Below are 14,018 nucleotides of genomic sequence, written 5' to 3' on the forward strand. Positions count from 1 at the left end.
CACCGGGTCCGGCCCGATGCCCGCTTTCATATCCCCGGCAGGGGCGGTGCATACGCACCGGCCCCGATTTTGGCAGATTCTATTCGTCGTTGAGACGGCTCGGATTTATGTCCTGCCGCACGCCGCGATCGGAGCGACGCTCCATGCGCCGTTCGGGCCGGCGCTCGATACGGCGCTCCCCCCTCACGCTCTCGCGGCGTTCCGCACGGCTCTCGCGCCGTTCCGCACGGCTTTCCCGCTGGCTTTGCGCGCGTTCCGCCCGTTCCCGCGCAGCACGCTGTCTCTCGGCCTGGAGGCGCTCGGCCTGAAGACGTTCGGCCCGCATGCCCGGACGCGCCACGGGGCGCTGATCGCGATAGGACCCTCGCCGCTCGTACCGATCGCCGTGCCTGTCGCCACGGCGGTCCCCGCGGTCGACATGGCGCTCGCGATGTCCGGGCCTGACGCCCTCGTATCCGCTCCAGTTCTCGCGCAACCCGCGATGGTTGCGCAGATGCGCGCGGCGCGCCTGCCAGTAACGCTGATGCGCCCTGTTCCAGCGATGCCGCTGGCCTCTGCGGTCGAACACGTAATAGCCGGTGCCGGGATAATAATATCCATCGTACCAGCCATAATATCCACGGTCGTAATAACCGCGATCGTAATATCCGTTGCCCACGCCGACTGACACGCGGCTGTATCCGCTGTCATATCCGTAGGTGCTGCATCCGGACAGCGCCATCGCCGCCACTGCAGCGATCATCAAGCGACCCTTCGCCATCTCATTTCTCCAGTTTTCGTTATCGAAACCGGGAATAGCGAAGCCGGCTTGAACTCGCGCTGAATTGCCTTGATCATCGCGATCAATACAAAAAGGGGCGCGGACCCCAGAGGCCAGCGCCCGCCTTTTTGCCACCCCGGCGGATGTTCAGAGCGCGTATGCGAGCCGGGTGCGGCGGCGACGCATCGCTGCGCCGACCAAGCCGAAACCGAGGATGAACAAGGCCCAGGTGCCGGGTTCGGGCACCGCGCCGGTCCCGAGCGCCGCAGCGTAGCCGTAATTCCCGCCGCCGAGGTCGAGCAGCGACCCGCTTCCCGAACTTAGCGACCCACCTTGCGAAACCGACACGCCCGTCAGCCGGGCGGTGTTGAAGAAGTCCACGGTCCCGGTGCCGACGTCGTCGGCAAACAGCATTCCGGCAAGGCTGAAGGTGGAGCCGGCGAGCAGCGAGAAACTGACCGTCAGGTCGGAGCCTGGATAGTTCGCCGCCCCACATTCGTTGTCGCTGGCGGTGCAAAGCTGCGCCATGCCAAGGATTGGGTAGTAGCTTACCAGATTGGCGCGCCCTTGCTGCAACTGTGACGACGCGGAAAGCGGTATCTGGGGCGTCACCGCCAGTCCGTTGACGATGCGCTGGTATGTCGTGGGCGTGAACACCTCCTCGATCCAGTTCATGTTTCCATCGACGGTCGTGCGTGTGAAGGTGCCTGTCGCCGGATCGTATTTCACCTGCGAGAAAAAATCCCCGTTTGGCGCGATATTGGCGAAACCCTCGAAGTCGCGGGCATCCATCTGCACCTTCGCCCCGTCGCTCCTCGTCTGGGTCAGGAAGATGCGATCGTTCTCGTCGCCCGGCGGGGTGTAGAACAGCGCCGTGTTCGCCGGCCAGTCCGCATCGCTGGCATAGCCATGCGCCGTCCAGCCGGAGCCCTTCAGGGCGTAGAGCTTGAAGTTGTAGCTGTAATCGTCGCCGAGGATGTCGGATGATCCGTCGATGCCGATGGTGAAGCTCACGTTCACCATGGTACCCGCCGCGCCAGACACGGTATAGCTGTCCGACCAGAGGCTGGTCGCGTTCACGTCATAGATGCCGTTGCCGCTGGCGAAGATCTTGTTGACGCCGAAATCGGTTCGGGCGCGGGCATCGGTCCCCCCGAAGGAGGTGGATGCGAGGCCCCCCGCGACCGTGCTGGTGTCGCGGCCACGCGGCGCGTCGTCGTCCCCATCGGTTTCTTCCGATTCCGTCCAGCTGAGGATCTGCTGGGCACTGGCGCCGGTTGCGATGCTGGAAACGGCGAATGCGAATGCCGCGGCGCGTCCGGCGGCGCGCAAGGTAAGACTGGTCATGATAACTGGGCCCCATCCAATTGAGAGGCCCAATCCTTAGCTCATCCGCCGGGATTAGAATTGTAAAGAATCGTCACTTTCCAGCGCGTTCCGTTTCGGGACAGTCGGCACCCCTATCGTCAACGCCGTTCAGATAATCCCTACCTTCTTGCCCGCGCGTTCGAAGATCTCGAGAATCTCGCTCACTTCGCTCTCGGTATGTTCGGCGCATAGCGAGCAGCGCAGCAGGGTCATGTTGGCGGGGGTCGCGGGCGGGCGGGCGAGGTTCACGTAGAGGCCGCCCTTGATCAGCGCCTCCCACATGGCTGCGCCCTGCTCCAGATCGGGCATGATTACCGCGATGATGGCGCTTTCGGGCTCCTCGGTCCCGAGTTTGAAGCCCAGATTCTTCAGCCCCTTGTGCAGGGTCTTCGAATTTTCCCACAGATGCGCGCGCTTGTTGCTGCCGTGCATCAGCTTGCGGATGCTGGTTTCCGCCGTGGCCACCACGCTGGGCGGCAGGCTGGCGGTGAAGACATAGGGGCGGCACACCAGCCGCATGATCTCGAACTTGGGGTGGTTGGACACGCAGAAGCCGCCCACCGTGCCCACGCTCTTGGAAAACGTGCCGATGATGAAGTCGCAATCGTCGATCACGCCCGCCTGTTCGCACACGCCGCGCCCGTTCTCGCCGATGAAGCCCATCGAATGCGCTTCGTCCACCAGCACCATCGCGCCGTGCTTCTTGGCGACCGCGACCATTTCCTTGAGCGGAGCGACATCGCCCAGCATGGAATAGACGCCTTCCAAGATCACCAGCTTGCCGGCGCCTTCGGGAATGCGGCCCAGCCGCTTGTCCATCGCCTCGATATCGTTGTGCTTGAAGGGCACCACTTCGGCATCGCCCAGCTTGCACCCGTCCCAGATGCTGGCGTGGCTATCGATGTCGAGGACGATGTAATCGCCCTTGCCCGCGATGGTGGAGATGATGCCGAGGTTCGCCTGGTATCCGGTGGAGAACACCATGGCGTGATCCATGGCGTAGAATTCCTTCAGCGCCTCTTCCACCTCCTTGTGGCCCTGATAGGTGCCGTTGAGCACCCGGCTGCCGGTGGTGCCGCTGCCGAAATTGCTGAGCGCCTGCTGCCCGGCCTCGATCACATCCGGATCGAAGGTCATGCCCATGTAGTTGTAGGTGCCGAGCAGGATCGTCTCGCGCCCGTTGCACACCGCGCGCGTCGGGCTGAGCACGCGTTCCATCACCAGGTTGAAGGGATCTTCCACCCCGCTCGCCAGCAGGTTCTCGCGCATGGCGATCAGCGGATCGAACTTGGCGAACAGGTCCGGCGCGTGCCCTTCCAGCACCTGCGGTGCGTCCGGCTGGATGATGCCTTCGCTCACTTGTCCACCATCTTGGTCACCGCATCCACGAGCTGGCCGTATTTCTCGATCTCGGCCTGCTGGTTCATACTGATGATGATGTCGAATTCGTCTTCGATCGCGGCGACGAAATCCATCACCGTCAGGCTGTCGAATTCGAGGTCGTGCTGGAAGCTGGTGTCGTCGGTAACGGCGACCCCCTTCTTGTTGAAGGGTTCGATGAGTTCGCGAATGCGGCTGTCGACCTCGGCACGGTCCATGCGGTATGTCCTTCGATGACGTTGCGCCTGCGCAAAGCGGCCCCGCCCGCCGCTTGTCAAGCGCGGCGCGTGGTGGTTAATATGCCAGCAAGCGCCAAGCGGTCGGATTTCATGTCGGTTTCGCTGCCAGTTTCTCAGGCGGTTTCTCAGGGGGGACAAGCATGGCGGATGCGAATTTTGCGGAAAAGATGATGCGTGCGCCGTCCGAAGGGAGCGAGCGCGAATTCTCGCCCCAGGCGATCCACCTGATGCGAACGGCGCAGGTCAACGGGCTGACGCATGCCCGCATGGCCGATCAGAAGGCCTCCATTCTGCTGGGCGCGACCTTCCTCGTGTTTTCGCTCTCGATCACCCGCGCCCTCACGGGGGAGGTTCCCGTCGCGCTGACGGTGCTGGCGTCCTTCGCCTTTGCCAGCTCGCTGGGCGCGGTGATGGCGGTGCTGCCCACGGTGAGCCGGCCCAAGGGCGCGGTGAAGAACCGCAACTTGCTGTTCTTCGGTCATTTCGCGTGGATGGACGAGGAAGAGTGGACGGAAGAGCTGCTCACCACCCTCGAAACCGATGAGCGCGTCTATCGCACCATGGCCCACGATCTCTACCAGAACGGACAGGTGCTTCAGAACAAGAAGTTCCGCTATCTTTCCTTCGCCTATCGGATCTTTATCGCCGGTCTGGTGGTGACGCTGCTGGTGTTCGCGGTGGAGATGGTCGGGGGGGGCTAGGCCGCCGGCGGTTCGTCGCCCAGCAGGTTTCGCACGGCCCGCATGAAGGGGGTGATGGAGACCGGCTTGGCGAGATAATCCTGCGCCCCGGCGCCGCGAATGCGGTCCTCGTCACCCTTGCCGGCATAAGCCGTGACCGCGAGGATGGGGATCGCGCGCAACGATGCATCGCCGCGGAATTGCTCGATCAGCTCCAGCCCCGTGATATTGGGCAACTGGATGTCCAGAACCACGCCGTGCGGCTTGAATTTGCGGGCGGTCGCAATCACGTTCTGACCGTCGGCCACGGGCACGACCTCATAGCCGTTCGCCTTCAGAACGTCGCAGAAAAGCTTGCGGTTGAGATCGTTGTCCTCGACAACCAATATGCGCTTTGCCACGGGTTCCCTTGTGCGATGCGTCCTGCCGACTACCGCCTTCACCGGAGAGATTCAAATCCCCAATTCCCCCGACCCGAACGATCCCGCAAAAAGATCGGCGGAAACCATCGCGCTCGAAGCTCTGGGCTGGGTGCTGACCGATCAGCAGCGCGCCGACCGCCTGCTGGCGCTGACCGGGCTCACGCCCGAGGCGCTGCGCGGCGGACTGGGCGACCGCAGCGTTCTGGCGGCGGTTCTCGAATTCCTGGCGGGGCATGAAGCCGATCTGGTCGCGGCCGCCATCGCGCTCGACCTGCCGCCCGAAGATATTTCCGCTGCCGCAAGAAAGCTGGCCCGATGACTGACCCCCACGATGCCCCCGAAACCGCCCGCCCGCTGGTTGTCTGCGACTGCGACGAAGTGCTGCTGCACATGGTCACCCCCTTCCGCGACTGGCTGGGCGAAAGCCAGGGCGTGGATTTCACCATCGGCAGCAACAATTTCGGCGAAGCGATGCGCTGGTCCGAAAGCGGGGAGCTGGTGGAGAAAACCGAAATCTGGCGCCTCCTGGGCAATTTCTTCGAGAGCGAAATGAACCGGCAGACCGCCATTCCGGGCGCGGTCGGGGCGCTGCGCGAACTGTCGCAGCGCGCTGACGTGGTGATCCTTACGAACATTCCCGACAGCCATCGCGACCTGCGTCAGGCGCAACTCGAAACCCATGGCATCGTGGCGCGCGTCTTCACCAATCAAGGGCCGAAGGGGCCCGCGCTCCAGGCGATCATCGAGGAATACAAGCCCACGCACACCTGGTTCGTCGACGATCTGCCGCAGCATCACAAATCGGCGCGCGAGAGCGTGGAAAATCTTACCACGCTGCATCTCTGCGGAGAGCCGCAACTGGCGCCGCACATCGATTGCGCGCATGTCGCCGGCCATGCCGATGCCCGCATCGACAGCTGGGCGGAAGCGCTGCCCTGGCTGCTGGCCCGCATCGACGATCATATCGCAAACCATCAGAAGGAATCCGCATGAGCGTCGTCACCCGCCTATCCGACATGGGCATCGAACTGCCACAGGCCGCCGCGCCGGTGGCAAGCTACGTCCCGCTCATGGTGCTGGGCCGAACCGTCCATATTTCCGGCCAGCTCCCCTTCGTCGACGGCAAGCTGGTTTCCGGCAAGCTGGGCAGCGATCTGGGCACGGAACGCGGGAAGGAAGCAGCGCGTGCCTGCGCGCTGATGATCCTGGCGCAGCTCGAACAGGCCGAACTGCTCGACCGGGTGGAGCGGATCGTGAAGCTCAACGTCTTCGTCGCCTCCAGCCCCGAATTCTCCGATCAGCCCAAGGTGGCGAACGGCGCATCGGACCTGATGGTGGAAGTGTTCGGGGATGCAGGCAAGCACGCGCGCGCCGCAGTGGGCGTGGCCGCGCTGCCGCTGGGGGCCGCAGTCGAAGTCGATGCCATCGTTGCCCTCAAGGCTTAATCGTACCGGCGGGATCCACCCCGCTTTGCCCGCGGGGCCGACCGGGGCGGGCGTCCCTGCCCGCTTCGACGAAACGGGCAGGATCGCCGCATGACGATCGCTGCCTCTCTCGACCGGCTTCTGGCGCCCCCGCCCGATCCGGCCCGCGTGGCGTGGCTGGGCGACTGGACATATGCCCATCGCGGCTTGCATGGTCCCGGCGTGATCGAGAATTCGCCCAGCGCCTTTCGCGCGGCGATGTCCGCGGGACTGGGCATCGAGTGCGATATCCAGCGCAGCCTGGATCACTGGCCGATGGTCTACCACGACTGGGATTTCGCGCGGCTGATCGGGCGGCCGGACAAAGCGGCAGCGCTGACCCGCGCGCAATGGCGCGAACTGGCCTATCTCGAGAGCGAGGACCGCCCCCTCGATCTTAGCGAATTGCTGGCGATGATTGGCGGCAGGGTGCCTCTGTTGATCGAGCTCAAGTCGCGCCGGGGTTACGACATAGAAGGGAGCTGCCAGCGTGTCGTGGAAGCCTTGGAAGGCTATGACGGAGCGCATGCGGTGATGAGCTTCGATCCGCGCGCCGCGCGCTGGCTGCGCCGCCATTCGCCCCGCACGCTGCGCGGGTTGGTGATGCGCGAGGACGAGCATGGCTACACCAAGCGCGCCTGGCAGCGGCATCTGGCGCTGTGGATCGCACGCCCGGACTTCATGGCCTATCACGTCGCCGCGCTGCCCAATCGCTTCGTTGCCAGGCTGCGTGCCCATGGCATGCCGGTGCTGACCTGGACGGTGGATTCGCCCCAAGCGCGCGCCATCGCCACGCGCCATGCCGATGCGCCCATCGCCGAGGGGGCGGGCCTGGCATGAGCGAGCTGGTGGCCAAGCTTGCCGGATCGGTGGGCGCGTTTTCCGAAGAAGCGTGGGACGCGCTGGTGCCCGACGGCAATCCCTTCATGCGCCACGGTTTCCTGACCGCGCTGGAGGATTCGGGCAGCGTGGGCGATGGCACCGGCTGGCAACCCGCCCCCATCGTGATCGAGGCGGCAGGCGGCGAGCTGCTGGCAGCGCTGCCCGCCTATCTCAAGGGCCACAGCCAGGGCGAATATGTCTTCGATCACGGCTGGGCCGATGCCTATGAGCGCGCCGGCGGGCGCTATTATCCCAAGCTGCAGATCGCCGCGCCCTTCACCCCCGCCACGGGGCCGCGAATGTTGCTGAGCAATCCGGCGCTGGCGGCCCCCCTGCTGGGCGCCGCCGAGCAGGTCTGCACCCAGCATGGCCTGTCGGGCGCCCACGCCACCTTCATAGAGCCCGATCAGGTTCCGTTGTTCGAGGAAGCCGGCTGGCTGACCCGCCGCGATATCCAGTTCCACTGGACCAACCGGGATTACGGCAGCTTCGACGATTTCCTGGGCGATCTTTCATCGCGCAAGCGCAAGGATCTGCGCAAGGAGCGCGCCGCCGCGCAGGGCGAGGTCACCATCGAGCGTCTGCGCGGCGCCGAAATCCGGCCCGAGCACTGGGACTATTTCTGGGAGTTCTATCAGGATACCGGCGCGCGCAAATGGGGTACGCCCTATCTCACGCGCGCAGCTTTCGACCTGATGCATCAGCGCATGGGTGATGCCCTCCTGCTGGTCCTGGCCTTTCAGGACGGAGAGCCGGTGGCAGGCGCGCTCAACATCATCGGGCGCGATGCGCTATACGGGCGCTATTGGGGCTGCACCCGCGACATCCGCTTCCTGCATTTCGAACTGTGCTATTATCAGGCGATCGACGCTGCCATCGAACTGGGCCTGGAGCGCGTGGAGGCGGGCGCGCAGGGCGGGCACAAGCTGGCCCGCGGATACGAGCCGGTGCAGACCGTCTCCGCCCACTGGATCGCCGATCCGGGCTTTCGCGCCGCCATCGCCGATTTTCTCAAGCGGGAACACGCCGGCGTAGCGGCGGACGCGAACCATCTGGAATCGCGCACGCCCTTCCGGAAATCCTAGATCGAAAGGCTCAGGCGGCGCGGCTTTCGGCGCGGTCGGCGCGCAGCCATTCGCGCGCGCGGCGCTGCGCTTCGGCGATTTCGCGGGCGGTCATTTCTTCCGAGACATCGGCGCGGCACATCGCGGCGGCTTCATGCCCGCGTGCGGCGGCGATGTTGAACCACTTGTGCGCTTCGATCATGTCGCAGGCGCAGCCGTGGCTCCCCGTGGAAAAGGCCACGCCCAGATCGTAGATCGCATCCACGCTGCCTTCGGCGAAGCTGGCGAGGCATTCGGCGATCAGCGTTTCTGCCGCCGCGCCCTGCAGCACGACCCCCGCGCCCCCATCGATGCTCTTGAGAAAGCTCACTGTTCAATCCCCAAATCAACCCCCGGCACCCCTGCCGGCTCGTCCTGTTTCGACCCTCATGGTCAAGATAGGGTTAACGGCTTGTGTGGGGATGGCCCTTGGGGGGATGGCGCGTGGTGGGATGGTCACGACATTGGCGCTTGTGCCCGCACGGGGCGTTCCTTATAGGCCGCGCCCATCGGGGAAGGCGACGCGACGGGCGATCCGAACGTGTCTGGTGGACGTCTCTCCGGCGTATTCCTGGGCTGAATAGAGGTAGCGATGGCCACCGCCGCATTCGCCGAAAAAGAGAAACTGGCCCGCATCAAGGCGGCCGTCGGTGACGATTACGTCCCCGGCGAAGACGAAGAATACATGTCCGACAAGCAGCTGGATTATTTCCGCATGCTGCTGCTGGAATGGAAACGCGCCATCCACACCGCCGCCGAAACCACCCTGCAGACCCTGCAGGACGGCCCGATGCGCGAATCCGATCTGAACGACCGCGCCTCCAGCGAAACCGATTGGGGTATCGAACTCAGGACCCGCGACCGGCAGCGCAAGCTGATCGCCAAGATCGATTCCGCGCTGCGCCGTATCGATGCTGGCGAATACGGCTATTGCGAGGTGACGGGCGATCCCATCGGCCTCAAGCGGCTGATCGCCCGCCCCGTCGCGACCATGACGGTCGAAGCGCAGGAAGCGCACGAGCGGCGCGAGAAGGTCAGCCGCGACGATTGAGGCGGCAGCGTTCGCTTAAGCAATTTCCCGTATTAAATGGTTGCAACGGCCCTTAACGACGCCGCTGCTATGCGGCCGCATGATGCCGCGCGATCCATTCCCACCCGATCCGACGTGCCCCGAAGAGGGCGCAGCCGACGACATTCGAGAGACCAGAAACAATTCCCGCGACAGCCTGTTGCTGGTGGCCGACATCCATGCCGACGAGCTGGAGGAACCGCGTCGGGTCAAGGTTCGCAACCTTTCGTCCGGCGGCATGATGGCCGATGCCGGTTTCACCATGAGGCCGGGCACCGCCGTAGGGATCGCGCTGCGTAATGTGGGCATCGTTCCGGGCACGGTGGCGTGGTGCCGGGGCACGCGCTTCGGCATCGAATTCGCGCATGAAATCGATCCGCGCGCGGTGCGATCGCCGGTCGGCGTGGGGGAAAAGGAAGCCCCCGTCTACGCCCGGCCCGCGCTGGAAGCGGCCAAATACGATGGCTGGAACGGCAAGCTGCGCCGCGTCTGACCGATAAGCCGGACCGGGCGCACCGGTGTAGCGCGGGTTTCGCGCAAGTTCGCCGAATTGTCTGGCTGACGGCCCGACCATCGCTTGGTAGGGCATGGCGTCATGTCCATGCCCCGCATCATCGCATCCCTGCTCGCCGCGCTTCTGGCGCTGGGCGGCTGCACGGAGCGCAACAGCGACGGGGTGGACGTGGCGGTGATCGGCGATCCTGCCGATTTCGATGCATCGGGCAGCCGCTTCGGCCTGCCGGGCGCTCTCTTGCGCAGCGCCACCCAGCAGGGGCTGGTCCGGCTGGACGAGACAGGGCAGCTCATCCCCGGCCTGGCCGAACGCTGGATCGTGACCGACGACGGGCTGAGCTACATTTTCCGCATCCGCCCGCTCGACGTACCGGGCGACGACCGGCTGACGGCGCGCACCGTCCAGAAATCCCTCACCCGATCCTTCGCCCAGCTCAAGGGCACCACCATGGGGCTCGATCTCGCCAAGGTCCGCGACGTGCGCGCGATGACGGCGCGCGTGATCGAGATTCGCCTCTACACCCCCATGCCGGGGATGCTGCAATTGCTGGCCCAGCCCGAACTCGGCATCACCTTGCCCGATATTCCGACCGGCCCGATGGTCGCGACCCGTGACGGCGATTCCGCGCTGTTCGCCGTGCTGCCACCGCAGGCGCGCGGGCTTCCCGAAAACGCGGACTGGGCGGAGAACGTGCGGCCCGTTCGGCTGACCGCGCTCAGCGCCGAGGCGGCGATGGAGGGCTTTTCGCAAGGGCTTTACGAGGTGGTGCTGGGCGGCACGCTGGCGGACCTGCCGCTGGTGGATGTCGGCCCGCTGTCGCGCGGAACGATCCGGCTCGATTCCGCGATGGGGCTGTTCGGGCTGGACGTGCGCAACGATCGCGGGTTTCTGGCCGAGCCGCAAAATCGCGAGGCGCTGGCCATGGCGCTGGACCGCAGCGCGCTGATCGCCCCGTTCAACCTCGCCGGCTGGACGCCGACCACGCGGGTGGTCGCGCCGGGGCTGCCGGACGATCCGCAGTTGACCACCGAACGCTGGGTCAACCTGGATCAGGAGGCGCGGCAGGCCGAAGCGGCGCGGCGCGTTGCCCGGTGGAAGGCGGAAAACGGGGATGACATTACACTGTCGGTCGCGCTGCCGCCCGGCCCGGGATCCGATATCCTGTTCCGCGAGCTGGCCCGGCAATATGGCGCGATCGGGATCCGGATGACCCGCGCCGAATGGCAGGCCGAAGGACAGGGTACCAAGCCCGCCGAAGCCGATCTGACCCTGCGCGACCGGGTTGCGCGCTATCCCGGCATGCACTGGTTCCTCAATCAGTTTCACTGCCGGATGAGCAGCGCGATCTGCTCGGCCGATGTCGATTTCCTGGCGGGGCTGTCGCTCAACGCCGCCACGGCGGAGGAGCGCGCGGGCTATCTCGCCGAAGCGGAGACGGCGCTGGAAAACGACAATGTCTTCATTCCCATCGGCGCGCCCATCCGCTGGTCGCTGGTGCGTTCGGGCGTCCAGGGCTTCGCCGAAAATCCCTGGTCGATCCATCCCTTGTTCCCGCTCGCCGGTTCGCCCATGTAGGGGGCATGGACGAGATGAAGCGCCCGCGGCCCCTGGGCCTAGACATCCCCACGGGGCGGAGCCCGGCGGATGTGCGCCGCCGCATCGAAGCGATGGAGATCGCGCTGGAACGCGCCATGGTCATCCCCGGCACACAATACCGCATTGGCCTGGATTCGATCATCGGTCTGGTTCCCGTGGTGGGCGATCTGATCGCTGCCGCCATGGGCAGCTACATCGTGTGGGAAGCGCGCAATCTGGGAATGCCCAAGTGGAAGCTGGCCCGCATGGCGGGCAACATCGCTTTCGACACCGCAGTGGGCGCGGTGCCGGTGGTGGGCGATGCCTTAGACTTCGTGTTCCGATCGAACAGCCGCAACCTCAAGATCTTGCGCAAGCACCTCGACAAGCATCACCCCGAAAGCCGGGTGATCGACGCTTTTAGTAACAGCCAATAGCCTCCTCCTCTGTAGAGGAGGGGAGTTTCGTTTGGCATCCGCCCGCGCTAGGGCGACAGGCCATGCCCGACGTCACCTATTCGAGCTACCTCGATCTCGACCGCATCCTCAGCGCGCAGCATCCCGTGTCGGACGCGCATGACGAGATGCTGTTCATCATCGTCCATCAGGCGAGCGAGCTGTGGCTGAAGCTCTGCCTCCACGAATTGCACGAAGCGCGCGACCGGATCGTGGCCGACGATCTGCGGCCCGCCTTCAAGATGCTGGCCCGCGTGGCGCGCGCGCAGGGGCAGCTGATTCAGAGCTGGGACGTGCTGAGCACCATGACCCCGCACGATTACACCACGGTCCGTCCGCATCTTGGCGGTTCGAGCGGCTTCCAGAGCGCGCAGTACCGGATGATGGAATTCCTGCTGGGCGGGCGGAACCCCGATATGGTCACCATGCACGAGGCGGTGCCCGAAGTGGCGCGGGACCTGCGCGAGGAACTGACGCGCAAGAGCATCTATGCCGAAGCGGTGGCGCTGCTGGCGCGGCGCGGCTTCGCCATTCCCGATGAGGTGCTGAAGCGCGACCATGCCGAGACATGGGCAATGTCGGAGGCGGTCGAAGCCGCCTGGGCCGAAATCTACCGCCACCCCAACGAGCACTGGGACCTTTACGAACTGGCCGAAAAGCTGGTCGATCTGGAATATCACTTCCAGCGCTGGCGCTTCGGCCATCTCAAGACCGTGGAGCGGATCATCGGCTTCAAGAAAGGGACCGGCGGCACGCCCGGCGTGCCTTATCTAGCGGGCGTGCTGAAGCAGGCCTTCTTCCCCGAATTGCTGAGCGTGAGGACCGCCCTGTGACCCGCAAGATCTGGGACATCAGCCAGACGCTGCGCCCCGGCCTGCCGGTGTGGCCCGGCGACACCGCCTTCGCGTTCGAGCGGACGTGGCGGATGGAGGATGGCTCGCCCGTCAATGTCGGGCGCATGACCATGAGCACGCATTCGGGCACCCACGGCGATGCGCCGCTGCATTATGCCGCCGATGGCGCCGACATCGCTTCGGTCGATCTCGATCCCTATCTGGGCGAATGCCTGGTGGTGGATGCGCGCAAGGTGGTGGGCGAGGTGCGTATCGGCGATCTGCCGCATCTGGACCATGTCGACCGGGTGCTGTTCCGCACCTTCGCGCGCTTCCCCCACGAGACTTGGGACAGCGGTTTCACAGCCATCGCGCCCGAGACGATCGAATGGCTTGCCATGCAGGGCGTGCGGCTGATCGGGACCGACGCGCCCTCGGTCGATCCGCAGGAGTCCAAGACCATGGACGCGCACAAGATGGTGCTGGAACACGATCTGCGCATCCTGGAAGGGCTGGTGCTCGACGACATTGCAGAGGGGCGCTACGAACTGATCGCGCTGCCGCTCAAGATCGCAGGCGGCGACGCGGGCCTCTGCCGCGCGATGTTACGTGAAATCACAGTATGATGGATGAAGCCCGTAAACTCGACGCCGCAGATCCTCTGCGTGAATTTCGCGAACTTTTCACTCTGCCCGAAGGCATCATCTATCTCGACGGCAATTCGCTGGGCGCGCTGCCCAAGGGCACGCCGATCCGCCTGGCGGAGACGGTGCTGGAGGAATGGGGCGAAGGGCTGATCCGAAGCTGGAACAATGCCGACTGGATCGCCATGCCGCAGCGCATCGGCGGCAAGATCGCCCCGCTCATCGGCGCGGAGCCCAACGAGGTGATCGCCGCCGACAGCACATCGGTGAACCTTTTCAAGCTCATCGGCGCCGCGCTGTCCATGCAGACCCAAAAGCCTGGCGGAGGCCGCAAAGTCATCCTCAGCGAGCCGGGCAATTTCCCCACCGATCTCTACATGATCGCCGGGCTGGAAGCGCAGGGCCTCGCCACGCGCCGCCTCGCCCCGCGTGGTCAGCTCGCCGAAGCGCTGGACGAGGATGTCGCCCTGCTGCTGCTCACCCATGCGCACTACAAGACTGGCGAACTGTTCGACATGGCGGCCCAGACGCGGGCGGCGCATGATGCGGGCGCGTTGGTGCTTTGGGACCTGTCGCATTCCGTCGGGGCGCTGCCGGTGGCGCTGAATGCCTGCGAGGCGGACTTCGCGGT

The 14,018-nt window shown here is 65.1% G+C and carries 19 protein-coding genes; 13 read left to right on the forward strand and 6 right to left on the reverse strand.

Annotated elements, in window-relative coordinates; translation table 11 throughout:
* Positions 1–79: 79 nt before the first annotated feature.
* From ACFDTG_RS09820 to ACFDTG_RS09835, 4 genes are all read right to left on the reverse strand, one after another.
* The gene (locus ACFDTG_RS09820; protein WP_375290853.1) at positions 80–760 is read right to left on the reverse strand and encodes a hypothetical protein; all 681 of its coding nucleotides are present in this window, start codon (positions 758–760) and stop codon (positions 80–82) included.
* Positions 761–907: 147 nt separating this feature from the next.
* Positions 908–2,107 carry a PEPxxWA-CTERM sorting domain-containing protein gene (locus ACFDTG_RS09825; RefSeq protein ID WP_375290854.1) on the reverse strand — a complete coding sequence of 400 codons (1,200 nt, stop codon included), beginning with the start codon at positions 2,105–2,107 and terminating at the stop codon, positions 908–910.
* 129 nt (positions 2,108–2,236) lie between these two features.
* The gene (locus tag ACFDTG_RS09830; RefSeq protein ID WP_375290855.1) at positions 2,237–3,487 is read right to left on the reverse strand and encodes an aminotransferase class I/II-fold pyridoxal phosphate-dependent enzyme; all 1,251 of its coding nucleotides are present in this window, start codon (positions 3,485–3,487) and stop codon (positions 2,237–2,239) included.
* Complete coding sequence (locus tag ACFDTG_RS09835; RefSeq protein ID WP_375290856.1) at positions 3,484–3,726, reverse strand: acyl carrier protein; 243 nt, start codon at positions 3,724–3,726, stop codon at positions 3,484–3,486. Before ACFDTG_RS09835 ends, ACFDTG_RS09830 begins: the two co-directional genes overlap by 4 nt.
* A 161-nt stretch (positions 3,727–3,887) precedes the next feature.
* Here ACFDTG_RS09835 and ACFDTG_RS09840 point away from each other — a divergent pair, with 161 nt between their 5' ends.
* On the forward strand, positions 3,888–4,448 hold the full coding sequence (locus ACFDTG_RS09840; RefSeq protein WP_375290857.1) for a Pycsar system effector family protein: 561 nt from the start codon (positions 3,888–3,890) through the stop codon (positions 4,446–4,448).
* Here the strand turns inward: ACFDTG_RS09840 and ACFDTG_RS09845 are convergent.
* Positions 4,445–4,828, reverse strand: coding sequence for a response regulator (locus ACFDTG_RS09845; RefSeq protein ID WP_375290858.1), 384 nt, complete (start codon positions 4,826–4,828; stop codon positions 4,445–4,447). The genes ACFDTG_RS09840 and ACFDTG_RS09845 overlap by 4 nt on opposite strands.
* Here ACFDTG_RS09845 and ACFDTG_RS09850 point away from each other — a divergent pair.
* The 5 genes from ACFDTG_RS09850 (at position 4,815) to ACFDTG_RS09870 (ending at position 8,279) form a co-directional block, all read left to right on the forward strand.
* Positions 4,815–5,168 (forward strand): DUF3572 domain-containing protein, encoded by a 354-nt coding sequence (locus ACFDTG_RS09850; protein ID WP_375290859.1) that lies wholly within the window; start codon positions 4,815–4,817, stop codon positions 5,166–5,168. The genes ACFDTG_RS09845 and ACFDTG_RS09850 overlap by 14 nt on opposite strands.
* Positions 5,165–5,842, forward strand: a complete 678-nt coding sequence (locus ACFDTG_RS09855) for an HAD family hydrolase (protein WP_375290860.1) — start codon at positions 5,165–5,167, stop codon at positions 5,840–5,842. The genes ACFDTG_RS09850 and ACFDTG_RS09855 overlap by 4 nt, the downstream gene beginning before the upstream one ends.
* The gene (locus tag ACFDTG_RS09860; RefSeq protein ID WP_375290861.1) at positions 5,839–6,294 is read left to right on the forward strand and encodes a RidA family protein; all 456 of its coding nucleotides are present in this window, start codon (positions 5,839–5,841) and stop codon (positions 6,292–6,294) included. The genes ACFDTG_RS09855 and ACFDTG_RS09860 overlap by 4 nt, the downstream gene beginning before the upstream one ends.
* A gap of 90 nt (positions 6,295–6,384) precedes the next feature.
* Complete coding sequence (locus tag ACFDTG_RS09865; protein ID WP_375290862.1) at positions 6,385–7,152, forward strand: glycerophosphodiester phosphodiesterase family protein; 768 nt, start codon at positions 6,385–6,387, stop codon at positions 7,150–7,152.
* Entirely contained in the window at positions 7,149–8,279 is a 1,131-nt protein-coding gene (locus tag ACFDTG_RS09870; RefSeq protein ID WP_375290863.1) for a GNAT family N-acetyltransferase, read from the forward strand. Before ACFDTG_RS09865 ends, ACFDTG_RS09870 begins: the two co-directional genes overlap by 4 nt.
* 10 nt (positions 8,280–8,289) lie before the next feature.
* Here ACFDTG_RS09870 and ACFDTG_RS09875 read toward each other — a convergent pair whose 3' ends face one another.
* Complete coding sequence (locus ACFDTG_RS09875) at positions 8,290–8,628, reverse strand: hypothetical protein (protein ID WP_375290864.1); 339 nt, start codon at positions 8,626–8,628, stop codon at positions 8,290–8,292.
* A 261-nt stretch (positions 8,629–8,889) separates the two neighbouring features.
* Here ACFDTG_RS09875 and dksA point away from each other — a divergent pair, with 261 nt between their 5' ends.
* The 7 genes from dksA to ACFDTG_RS09910 all read left to right on the forward strand — a co-directional run.
* Positions 8,890–9,348: an RNA polymerase-binding protein DksA gene (gene dksA, locus ACFDTG_RS09880; protein WP_375290865.1), complete on the forward strand. Its 459-nt coding sequence runs from the start codon at positions 8,890–8,892 to the stop codon at positions 9,346–9,348.
* A gap of 79 nt (positions 9,349–9,427) precedes the next feature.
* Entirely contained in the window at positions 9,428–9,859 is a 432-nt protein-coding gene (locus tag ACFDTG_RS09885) for a PilZ domain-containing protein (protein ID WP_375290866.1), read from the forward strand.
* Positions 9,860–9,967: 108 nt separating this feature from the next.
* Positions 9,968–11,455, forward strand: a complete 1,488-nt coding sequence (locus ACFDTG_RS09890; protein ID WP_375290867.1) for an ABC transporter substrate-binding protein — start codon at positions 9,968–9,970, stop codon at positions 11,453–11,455.
* 14 nt (positions 11,456–11,469) lie between these two features.
* On the forward strand, positions 11,470–11,892 hold the full coding sequence (locus ACFDTG_RS09895) for a DUF4112 domain-containing protein (protein WP_375290874.1): 423 nt from the start codon (positions 11,470–11,472) through the stop codon (positions 11,890–11,892).
* Between the two features lie 62 nt (positions 11,893–11,954).
* Positions 11,955–12,743, forward strand: coding sequence for a tryptophan 2,3-dioxygenase (locus tag ACFDTG_RS09900; RefSeq protein ID WP_375290868.1), 789 nt, complete (start codon positions 11,955–11,957; stop codon positions 12,741–12,743).
* Positions 12,740–13,369 (forward strand): arylformamidase, encoded by a 630-nt coding sequence (gene kynB / locus ACFDTG_RS09905; protein WP_375290869.1) that lies wholly within the window; start codon positions 12,740–12,742, stop codon positions 13,367–13,369. Before ACFDTG_RS09900 ends, kynB begins: the two co-directional genes overlap by 4 nt.
* A partial coding sequence (locus tag ACFDTG_RS09910; RefSeq protein WP_375290871.1) for an aminotransferase class V-fold PLP-dependent enzyme occupies positions 13,366–14,018 on the forward strand: 653 nt, incomplete at its 3' end. The genes kynB and ACFDTG_RS09910, both read left to right, overlap by 4 nt.

The sequence above is a fragment of the Qipengyuania sp. genome (assembly GCF_042095715.1).
Classification (GTDB): Bacteria; Pseudomonadota; Alphaproteobacteria; order Sphingomonadales; family Sphingomonadaceae; genus Qipengyuania.

What these genes read in the sequence shown, in the direction of transcription:
- ACFDTG_RS09820 (WP_375290853.1), bottom strand. Translation starts at nt 760, where the DNA reads ATGGCGAAGGGTCGCTTGATGATCGCTGCAGTGGCGGCGATGGCGCTG.
- ACFDTG_RS09825 (WP_375290854.1), bottom strand. Translation starts at nt 2,107, where the DNA reads ATGACCAGTCTTACCTTGCGCGCCGCCGGACGCGCCGCGGCATTCGCA.
- ACFDTG_RS09835 (WP_375290856.1), bottom strand. Translation starts at nt 3,726, where the DNA reads ATGGACCGTGCCGAGGTCGACAGCCGCATTCGCGAACTCATCGAACCC.
- ACFDTG_RS09840 (WP_375290857.1), top strand. Translation starts at nt 3,888, where the DNA reads ATGGCGGATGCGAATTTTGCGGAAAAGATGATGCGTGCGCCGTCCGAA.
- ACFDTG_RS09850 (WP_375290859.1), top strand. Translation starts at nt 4,815, where the DNA reads ATGCGCTTTGCCACGGGTTCCCTTGTGCGATGCGTCCTGCCGACTACC.
- ACFDTG_RS09855 (WP_375290860.1), top strand. Translation starts at nt 5,165, where the DNA reads ATGACTGACCCCCACGATGCCCCCGAAACCGCCCGCCCGCTGGTTGTC.
- ACFDTG_RS09860 (WP_375290861.1), top strand. Translation starts at nt 5,839, where the DNA reads ATGAGCGTCGTCACCCGCCTATCCGACATGGGCATCGAACTGCCACAG.
- ACFDTG_RS09865 (WP_375290862.1), top strand. Translation starts at nt 6,385, where the DNA reads ATGACGATCGCTGCCTCTCTCGACCGGCTTCTGGCGCCCCCGCCCGAT.
- ACFDTG_RS09870 (WP_375290863.1), top strand. Translation starts at nt 7,149, where the DNA reads ATGAGCGAGCTGGTGGCCAAGCTTGCCGGATCGGTGGGCGCGTTTTCC.
- dksA (WP_375290865.1), top strand. Translation starts at nt 8,890, where the DNA reads ATGGCCACCGCCGCATTCGCCGAAAAAGAGAAACTGGCCCGCATCAAG.
- ACFDTG_RS09885 (WP_375290866.1), top strand. Translation starts at nt 9,428, where the DNA reads ATGATGCCGCGCGATCCATTCCCACCCGATCCGACGTGCCCCGAAGAG.
- ACFDTG_RS09890 (WP_375290867.1), top strand. Translation starts at nt 9,968, where the DNA reads ATGCCCCGCATCATCGCATCCCTGCTCGCCGCGCTTCTGGCGCTGGGC.
- ACFDTG_RS09895 (WP_375290874.1), top strand. Translation starts at nt 11,470, where the DNA reads ATGAAGCGCCCGCGGCCCCTGGGCCTAGACATCCCCACGGGGCGGAGC.
- ACFDTG_RS09900 (WP_375290868.1), top strand. Translation starts at nt 11,955, where the DNA reads ATGCCCGACGTCACCTATTCGAGCTACCTCGATCTCGACCGCATCCTC.